Annotated in this window: 8 protein-coding genes; 2 read left to right on the top strand and 6 right to left on the bottom strand. The window is 67.4% G+C overall.

Annotated features, from left to right (window positions below; genetic code table 11):
* The first annotated feature begins 103 nt into the window (after window positions 1-103).
* Entirely contained in the window at window positions 104-1,552 is a 1,449-nt protein-coding gene (locus tag AC099J_RS17605; RefSeq protein ID WP_479616570.1) for a TagA domain-containing protein, read from the top strand.
* Between the two features lie 152 nt (window positions 1,553-1,704).
* On the opposite strand, the gene AC099J_RS17600 is transcribed toward AC099J_RS17605, so the two are convergent.
* The 5 genes from AC099J_RS17600 to AC099J_RS17580 all read right to left on the bottom strand — a co-directional run bounded on the left by AC099J_RS17600 (window position 1,705) and on the right by AC099J_RS17580 (window position 7,307).
* The gene (locus tag AC099J_RS17600; RefSeq protein ID WP_479616569.1) at window positions 1,705-2,433 is read right to left on the bottom strand and encodes a (5-formylfuran-3-yl)methyl phosphate synthase; all 729 of its coding nucleotides are present in this window, start codon (window positions 2,431-2,433) and stop codon (window positions 1,705-1,707) included.
* A complete protein-coding gene (locus AC099J_RS17595) occupies window positions 2,430-3,020 on the bottom strand; it encodes a DUF447 domain-containing protein (RefSeq protein WP_479616568.1) in 591 nt (196 codons plus the stop codon). Before AC099J_RS17595 ends, AC099J_RS17600 begins: the two co-directional genes overlap by 4 nt.
* A complete protein-coding gene (locus AC099J_RS17590; protein WP_479616567.1) occupies window positions 3,017-4,477 on the bottom strand; it encodes a DUF6513 domain-containing protein in 1,461 nt (486 codons plus the stop codon). Before AC099J_RS17590 ends, AC099J_RS17595 begins: the two co-directional genes overlap by 4 nt.
* Window positions 4,478-4,645: 168 nt before the next feature.
* Window positions 4,646-5,272 carry a flavoprotein gene (locus tag AC099J_RS17585; RefSeq protein WP_479616566.1) on the bottom strand — a complete coding sequence of 209 codons (627 nt, stop codon included), beginning with the start codon at window positions 5,270-5,272 and terminating at the stop codon, window positions 4,646-4,648.
* 19 nt (window positions 5,273-5,291) lie between these two features.
* On the bottom strand, window positions 5,292-7,307 hold the full coding sequence (locus tag AC099J_RS17580; RefSeq protein WP_479616565.1) for a sigma-54-dependent Fis family transcriptional regulator: 2,016 nt from the start codon (window positions 7,305-7,307) through the stop codon (window positions 5,292-5,294).
* Window positions 7,308-7,597: 290 nt separating this feature from the next.
* On the opposite strand from AC099J_RS17580, the gene AC099J_RS17575 reads away from it, so the two are divergent.
* A complete protein-coding gene (locus AC099J_RS17575) occupies window positions 7,598-8,029 on the top strand; it encodes a dihydroneopterin aldolase (protein WP_479616579.1) in 432 nt (143 codons plus the stop codon).
* A 75-nt stretch (window positions 8,030-8,104) separates the two neighbouring features.
* On the opposite strand, the gene fae is transcribed toward AC099J_RS17575, so the two are convergent.
* On the bottom strand, window positions 8,105-8,617 hold the full coding sequence (fae, locus tag AC099J_RS17570) for a formaldehyde-activating enzyme (protein WP_479616564.1): 513 nt from the start codon (window positions 8,615-8,617) through the stop codon (window positions 8,105-8,107).
* Between the last annotated feature and the right edge of the window lie 4 nt (window positions 8,618-8,621).

Raw genomic sequence — 8,621 nt, 5'->3', positions numbered from 1 at the left:
GCTTGCAGACCCTGAGCGAAACTGCGCCCACTCGGCTGCCCGCTGTGGCGCGCTGAGTACCGTGCATCTCAGCTCTGTCCGGGCTGTGGACCTACACCACGGAATGGGACACGACCCTGAAAATTCGCCAAGTGTTTTCTATCCTTTCAATTTCGCTGGCGTCTACAACTTCAACGCCGATGCAATGTCAGGCGGTAGGCCGGCGTCTGAGTTTTCCCAGTACACCCATCACACAGGCTACTCGGCTCAACGCATTCAAAACTACTTGAACACAGCTCGGTCTGGCGGGCCACGCGCGGTGCCAGATGTGTCGTTCGCCAGTGGCTGGCGTGGATGGAATTCTGCCACGGGTGAGTGGGTGGATCGAACCTCACTTGCGCCGGCGTTCAGTGCGCCCAGGCCCAGTGCCGTTGGCGTACCTGTCGTCACGCTTCTTGGGGGTTATCACACGAGCACGCCGTCACTGAATCTCATCTACCCGGGGTTTTTCGGGAACTGGGGTGTCGTGTACGATGGTTTGCCATCACCTGCTGCGAGTGGGGCGGCATGTTGGCTGGAGATCAGCTTCGCCAATGGTCCGGCGATGCGACTGGCCCTGACCGAAACATCGCCATCGGATCCGCCGCGCAAGTTTCATGCGAACATCGCCGCCAGTCGAAATCCTGTCCATGCGGCATTGATTTGCCGCTCAGCGGCCGGGGTCAGCAGCACGTTGGCGGATCAAGCGATTGCCGCACCGGTCACGCCTCTTCCTGCGCTGGTCGATGTGGGGCAAGCCAAGGGAATGTCCGCACTGCGAAATCTCGAACTGGCGCAGCTTGACGCAGTGCTGGCCACGAAGACCGATGGCATGGGGCTTACCGTCGCACAACAACAGGTCTTGTGGCAATGGAGGGATGACCTCAGCACACTATCCGCCGGATCGCAGGCCTGGGCCATGAGGTGGCTTGAACGGCGGAACAATGCGCTGTTGCTGAATGCGCATGTGATACGCCATCCAGATCTCAAAAACCCAGGCGCTGATGCTGCAGCAGTGACAAGGCTCAGGGAACTGTCTGTTGCGATGGGACTGCTGGACGGCCTGGGGCGTGTCATTCAACCGCTCACCGCTAGCCTTGCGCTTCAAAGCAATGGATTTTGTCTGCTTGTCGAAAATGCAAGCACCGCAAATCCGACGCTCGGAGGTCGCGCTGCACTGAATTGCAATGGCGCCGTCGAGCAACAATGGTGGATCGATTTTGCAGGTCGGGTGCACAACGCCTTGAGGCCAGACAAGTGCCTCTCGACAGACGGTGGTTGGTACACACCAATTACCCTGGAAACCTGCCAGATCGTGGCGAAAGGCCAGATTTTCGTTCAGCGACCAAGCGGTCGACTGGAGGCTGTCAGCTTCAACAATCGATCCATCGAAGCTGATGCGCCTGCCCAGATCTTCAACAACACAGATTCCAGCAGGAATCGGTGGCTCGCACTTCCGCAAGACCAAGGCGACTCCTGGACACTGTTGAACGCGGATGTGCAGCTCGCGCTGTTGCGCCAGTTCGGCTCGTGAAATCGAAAGTCCATCCCCCTGGGCATGGCGCTTCAGCACCATAGGACCTCGCTTGCACACTGACGTCCAGCCATCCCGGCTGCATCAATGATTGCGCGCGCGACATCGATCTCAGAGATGAAAGAGGCCGTGCGCCCGCCGCCACATCCACATCAGTGCGCCCCGGCGACCGGCGTTGGCGCCTCACGCGAGGGCGCCACCACCTGGGCGTGCAGCAGCGCCCCCAGTTGCGCCAAGCGCTGCGGGCACAGCGCCGTTGCGCGGTCGGCGACACACACCGCGCTGCGAAAACCCGCGAAATCCGGGGCCAGCTGGCGCAGCAGCGGCACGTGCGCCAGCCGCAGCGCACCTGCCAAACCTGCCAGCCGGCCAGCGCCGCGCACCTGGGCCAGGAAGGCGCGCACATCCGACATCGCCACCGCGTCGAACAGGCTGCCGGCCAGCTTGTCGGCGGTGTCGACCATCAGCCCCGGAAAGCCCAGCGCACAGGCATGGGCGGTGAGCGCCGCGTCGAGCCCATGGTCGGCGATGAACACCGGCACCACCGGGCGCTGGCACACCGCCAGCGCGTCGAGCACCGCAAAGGCTTCTGGGCGGCGCTCGATGCCGACCTTCACGTAGTCGACGCCGCAGGCCCCCACCGCTTCCACCTGGGCGCGGATGCGGCCGAGCGCCTGCATCGGCACATCGCCAATCGTGGCGCTCACCGGCAGGCCGATGCCGTGCATGCGCAGCGCGCCCACGATGGCGACGATGGTCGCCACCGGCAGGCCGCCCAGCGCACCTTCGCCGGGCTCCTTCAAGTCGATGAAATCGGCGCCGCCGCGCGCCGCGAGCAAGGCCTCCTCCACCGTGCGGACGGAGACGAGCATGCGGGTCATGGAGTGCGCTCCGTCGCCTGCGCACAGGCTGCACGGTGCTGCGCGATGGCAGCACGCAGCCAGGCCCAGGCCTCGTGTTCCTCGGGGCCGGCGGTCTTGTCGATGGCAATTTGCAGGTAGCGCATTTCGGTATCCACTTTCTCAGGGGCAAGCATGTGCAGGCGGCTGACCAGCACGGCGCCCTCGACCACGGCGGCCTGCGCCCGGTTGAAGCCGGGAAACGGCGCGTGCGTGATGTCGTGCATGGCGATCATGCGCAGCACCGGGCGCTGCGCGTCGTCGTGCCGTTCGGCCAGCACCAGTTCCACATGGCGCACGGCACAGGCCAGCCGCACGCCGGCGATGCGTTCGGCCGGCAGCACCGGCCACTGCTTGCGCCCGGTCACGCAGCCGGCGAACACACGGGTGTCGACGATCAGGTTGAGCACCGCATGGCCGGTGGCGACGATGTTGTCGTGCGTGGTCGAGGGCTTGAACGGCATCAGCACGATGCCGTCCGCCCGGTAGCGCACGCCCATCGGCGCCACATGCGGCCGGCCATCGGCGGCAACCGTCGTGACGACGGCTTCGAAGATCTGGTCGTTCATGGCGTGGGTACGGTGGGGCTGGTGGCGGCGAGGGCCGCGTCGCTTGCGGCGGTCGCCATCGTCGTGCCCGGCGCGCACCAGCGGGCCAGGTCTTCGGCCGCGCGTGGCGCCGCGCAGCCCCAGTCCAGCGGCTGGTCCTGCACGTAGCGTTTGCCGAGCTGCCAGGCGATCTCGGCCCGCGCCAACTCGACCCCCATGTAGAACGCATGGCTTGCGTCGTGCTGCAGCCCCAACTGCGGCCACAGCTCGAAGGCGCCCTGCCCCAGCCGCAGGCCGTCGCGGTTGTACACGTGCAGGCCGCGCGGCGAAACCTGCACGCGAAAGTTCGGGTCGCGCACCTGCGCGGCGACCTCGTCGATCTCCTCCGGCGTGTCGGGAAACGGGTGCTTGGCGTGCACCGTCATCAGCGCATCGGACAAGCCCTTGGGCAGCGCCCCGTCGCGCACAGCGGCATGCATGATGCGGCGCGCCCAGTCGGCCTCGGCCACCGCGCGCCGCGCATGCTGGCTGACCTGGGTGGTCAGCACCGCCGCCACGTTCAGCTCGGCAGCCATGCCGAACAGCACGGCATTGATGCCGCTGGTGTCGGCCTCGGTGAGTTCCGTCAGGTTGCCCACGCCCAGCATGATGGGCGCATCGGGAAAGCGTTCGCGCAGCCGGTGGTAGCGCACGATGGATGCCGTCAGCCCGAACGGGATCGGGTCCAGGATCGTATCGGCCAGGAAGGCCCGGCCGCGCCGCTGCATCTGCTCGACTGCGGCGTAGAGCGAGGCCTCGTCGGCCGGCACGCGCGGGATCAGCACCGGCGTGGCCGCCACTTCGTCGGCGATCCACAGCGTGTCGAGCGTGAGGCTCAGCAGATAGTCGGCACCAGCCCGGCCACCTTGCAGCAGCTCTTGCGGGTCGCTCGAATCGACGCTGACCTGCAGGCCCGCAGCCTTCAGCGCCTGCACGCTTTCGGCCAGGTGGCCGAACGGTGTCGCCGGCAGGCAACCCAGGTCAATGACGTTGGCGCCATCGGCCACGTACGCCTGCGCGCGCTCAAGAATCTGTGCCACCGACAAGCGCGGCGCGTCGACAATCTCGGCAAAGATGGTGACCCGGTAGTCGGCGAGGTCGACCGCCCGCGCGCCACGGTTGAAATGGCGCGGCAGGTCTTTCAGTTCCTCGGGGCCACGCTCCACCGGCACGCCGTAATGCTGGCTCAGCGCCGCGACATCGCCACGGCAGCGGCCCGGCACCAGGATGCGGTCGGCGCGCCGCAGCGCATCGCCCGCGCCTGGACTGACCACCGGGGCCGCGACGCGGCGGCGGATCATGTCGGTCGTCATCAGCCCCGCCACCTGCAAGCCGATCTCGCGCACCTCCCATGTGAACGGCGCCGCCTCGATGCCGGCCAGCACCCGCGTGAGGCCGGCCTGTGCGAGGCGCCCGGTCAGGAAGACGATGTGTTCCATGTCAGCAGCGCCCGGCCGCCCGAAGCCGCTGACGGCCTTGCAGGCCGCGCAGGGGCTTGCGCCCCTGCCCCTCGCCAGGCACGCAAGGTTCACTGGACCTTGCGTGTCCGGGCTCGGCCCCCTTGGGGGGCAGCGGACCGCGCGAAGCGGGGGAGCGTGGGGGTCGTTTCATTTCAGTGAGAGTTCCTTCAGGCGCGTGTCCAGTGCAGTTTCCAGTTCGGCCGGCGAGCAGACCACCTGGCAGAAGTCGATGCTGCGCAGCCGCTGCACGTTGTCCAGCTCGATGCGCCGCGGCCGCAGCGTGACCCAGTCGTGTGGCGACTTGGTCACCACCACCGGCTCGGTGTCACATGCAAACACGATGCCAGGAATGCCGAGCTTGCCGGCCTGGGCGAACATGTTGGTCGGCAGCGAGTCGCTGATGCCGAACGCGCACTTGGCCACCGTGTTGCTGGTGGCCGGCGCGACCACCACCGTGTGGTAGATGTCGTCGTACAGCATGCCGACCGGAACGCCGCTGGCGGTCTTGTCGCGAAAGACGCGAAAGCGCTGCTTCAGCGCGTCGATCTCCCGCTTGTAGATCGGCAGCACTTCCTCGGCAGCGGCCGAAAGGAACAGATCGACCATCGGCAAACGTGCGGCGATGGCCAGCGACTCCTCCAGGAAATGCCCCGAGCCGGTGATGCACCAGGCCAGCCGCGAGCGCGGTGGCGATGCCGGCCCGTCGGCCCCAGCCGCCAGCGCCGCGCCACGCGGGTCGTGACCACCTGTGCCGGCCGGCGCGCCCTTCGTCATGCCTGGCGCGCCTGCCCGCTCATTCGGGCGCAGTGATCTCGATGTGCAGCTTGTGGAGCTTTCGGTACAAGGTGTTGCGGCTGACATCGAGCGCCTTGGCCACGTTGCTCACGTTCCACCGGTGCTGCTCGAGCATCTGCAGCAACACCTGCCGCTCGTTGGCCTGGATCGGGTTGAGGTGCAGGATGGCGGCGGCCGCGTCCGACTGGCCGGCGGCTGGCTCGGACGCCGGGGCATGGGCCGGTGCGCCCGCAGGTGCCGGCCGCGCAACCAGCGAAGGCAGGTGCTCGCGCGTGATGGTCTTGCCGTCCGACAACGCAGCCGCGCTGCGCAGCACATGGCGCAACTGGCGCAGGTTGCCCGGCCATGCGTAAGCCATCAGCAGACGCTCGGCCTCCTCGCCCAGCCGGCAATCGCTGCCGCCTTCGTCCTTCATCACATCGTGGATCAGCTCGCGCTTGTCGCTGCGATCCCGCAGCGCCGGCAGATCGAGTTCGATGCCGGCCAGCCGGTAGTACAGGTCTTCGCGAAAGCGGCCCTGGCGCACCAGGCTGGGCAGGTGCTGGTGGCTGGCGCTGATGAGCTGGAAGTCCACCGGGTGGGTTTCCTCGCTACCCAGCGGCGTGACCTGGCGCTCGTCCAGCACCCGCAGCAACCGGGCTTGCAGCTCCAGCGGCATGTCGGCGATCTCGTCGAGGAACAGCGTGCCGCCGTCGGCCTGCAGGATCTTGCCGCGTCGCCCGTTGCGCTGCGCACCGGTGAAGGCACCGGCCTTGTAGCCAAAGAGTTCGGATTCGATCAGCGTCTCGGGCAGGCTGGCGCAGTTGACGGCGACGAACGCGCCATCGGCGTGGGGGCTGCTCTCGTGGATGGCGCGCGCGAACACCTCTTTGCCCGAGCCGGTCTCACCGCACAGCAGCACCGGCGTGCGGCGGGCCACCACGCGGCGCGCGGTGTCCAGGTGCGCGACCAGACGCGCGTCCTTGAAGGTGCGAACGCCGACGGCGTGCGCGACCACCGGGCGGGCGCGGCCGGCATCGACAGCGCTCGCCTCTGCCAGGTGCGGCGCCGGCAGCGCACCGCGCGGGCGCGTGGCCACGGCGGCATCACACGCCGGGCGCCGCGCCACCGCGAAGAAACGCAGCGCCGCATTGGCCCGGTAGGCCACGACCGGATGGAACGATGACGACAGGCTGCGCTGCACGATGTCTTCGAGCGAGGTCTGGAACAGATCGTCGATGCGCTGCGTGCGGATCTCCTCCACCGAGTGCAGGCCGAGCTGGAACAACGCGCTGCGGTTGGCCGCGAGGATGCGCCCGTCGTCGCCGACCGCCAGCTTGCCCTCGTGCAGCGTGTAGACGAACTCGGGGCGGCTGTGGAAGTGCAGCGGATAGGCGCTGGAGAAGCGCTTGTCGATCAGCCGGTTCTCGATCATGCGCGCCGTCATGCCCAGCAGCACCAGCACGTGCTGCTGCATCAGGCTGGAACGGCTGGTCACGTCCAGCACGGCGATGATCGCCCCGGTGGGGTCGAACACCGGCACCGCCGAGCAGGTGAGCTGCGTGAAATGGCTGAAGAAATGCTCCTCGCGCCGCACCGAGATCGGGTGCGCGGCCGCCAGGCAGGTGCCCATGCCGTTGGTGCCGGCCTCGGCCTCGCCCCACTTGCCGCCGGGGCGCAGGCCCATGGGCTCGGTCTCGGCCGCGAATGCGGGCGAGGAGACCATGTGCACGATGACGCCATCGGTGTCGGTCAGCACCACGGCCGATTCGGCATCGGCCAGCTGCTGGTAGAGCGTCGTCATCTCGTAGCGTGCGCATTCGATGACGTCGGCATATTGGGCGCGCCGGCTTTGCAGGGCCGATGCCGCGACCACGACCGGTTCGCGCGGGCGCCCCGGGTCGAGCTGGTACTGGTTCAGGCAACGGCTCCACGAGCGCGTGACCAGATCGTTGCCCTCTTCGTGAAAGCCACGCCGCACCACGTCGAGCACGCGGTCTGCGTGTCGGTCGCCCTGCCTCAGCGTCAATGTCATGTTGCGTTCTCCGGCGCTCTGTCTTGTCTCTTGGCCGGCCATTGTGGTGGCAGCGGCACGCCCCGTGCGCAGGTACAAACACCGAGCGCGGGCCGGGCTGGCGCAGGGCCGGTCTCTGGCCCGCATTTTGCGGTCATGCGTCCTGCTGCAACGGGCTCGCCTGCGGCAGGAAACACTTTCAAACATATTTCGATTCCCGGAGACGCCCCTTGTACGCCAGCCCGCACCCTCCCCCCGCCCGCGCAGATGCTGCATCCGCGCCGAACACCGATCGCCAGGCCCCTGCGCCGCTGGATCTGATCTTCATCGAAGGCTTGCGCGGCCAGACGGTGATCGGCATCCACGAGACCGAACTGCACCACGCGCAGCCACTGGTGATCGACGTGCATGCCGGCGTGCCGCGCGCACGCGCCTGCGACACCGACCGCATCGGCGACACGATCGACTACGCCCTCGTGCGCGAGCGGCTGTTGCGGCTGCTGCGGGAACACCGTCTGCAGTTGCTGGAAGCGTTCGCCGAGGCGATTGCCGGGCTGTTGATCGAGGAGTTTGGCGCCAGCTGGGTGCGCGTGAAAGTCGTCAAACCGAACAAGTTCGACGATGTGCAGGCCGTGGGCGTGCAGATCGAACGGCACGCGCCGGTGCAGCGTGCGCCTGCCGCCGGCCACAGCGCGACGGTGTTGAACTTTCTGGCCAGCGGCATGGTGCCCGCCAAGCACTGAACACCGCCGCTTTCCGCACACGGCGGGGCGGCGGCGCCAGGCCGGCACGGTGCGCGCGCCGGCCTGTTGCCTGACTCAGAGGTGCGCGGCGAACGGGTGCGCTGCGGTGCCCTTTTGCTCCACCACCTGGGCCGCCGTCGGCAGGCCGGCCACGGCGCGCTGGATCGACTCGCGCGTGGCCTGGTAGTTGTAGTCCTGGATCTTCTTGTCGTCGTCGGCCAGCCAGTGGATGAACACGCCGACGCAGATGAACAGGTTGTCGGCCTCGGCCATGGGGATGGTGCCGTCTTCGACGCTGTCGGCCACCGCCATGGCCACGCCGCGCTGCGCCGGACCGAACATCTGCACGGCCTGCTTGGCACCCTTGATGGTGACCTTGTTGAACATGACCGTGGCCGGTTTGGTCAGCAGGTTGGGCGCGACGACGGCCAGCAGCGAGGTGAAGCCATCCTTGTTGTTCGTCAACGCGTTGGCGAAAGCGGACTCGGCAGCGCTGCCGCGCGGGCCGATGATCAGGTCGATATGGGCCACTTCGTTGCCATCGCCGACGAGCGATTCGCCCACCATCAGTCGATCGATTTTTGCCATGGTT

The organism is Rhodoferax sp. RT4P68 (genome assembly GCF_056521305.1).
This window is presented reverse-complemented; position numbering and strand designations above follow the sequence as displayed.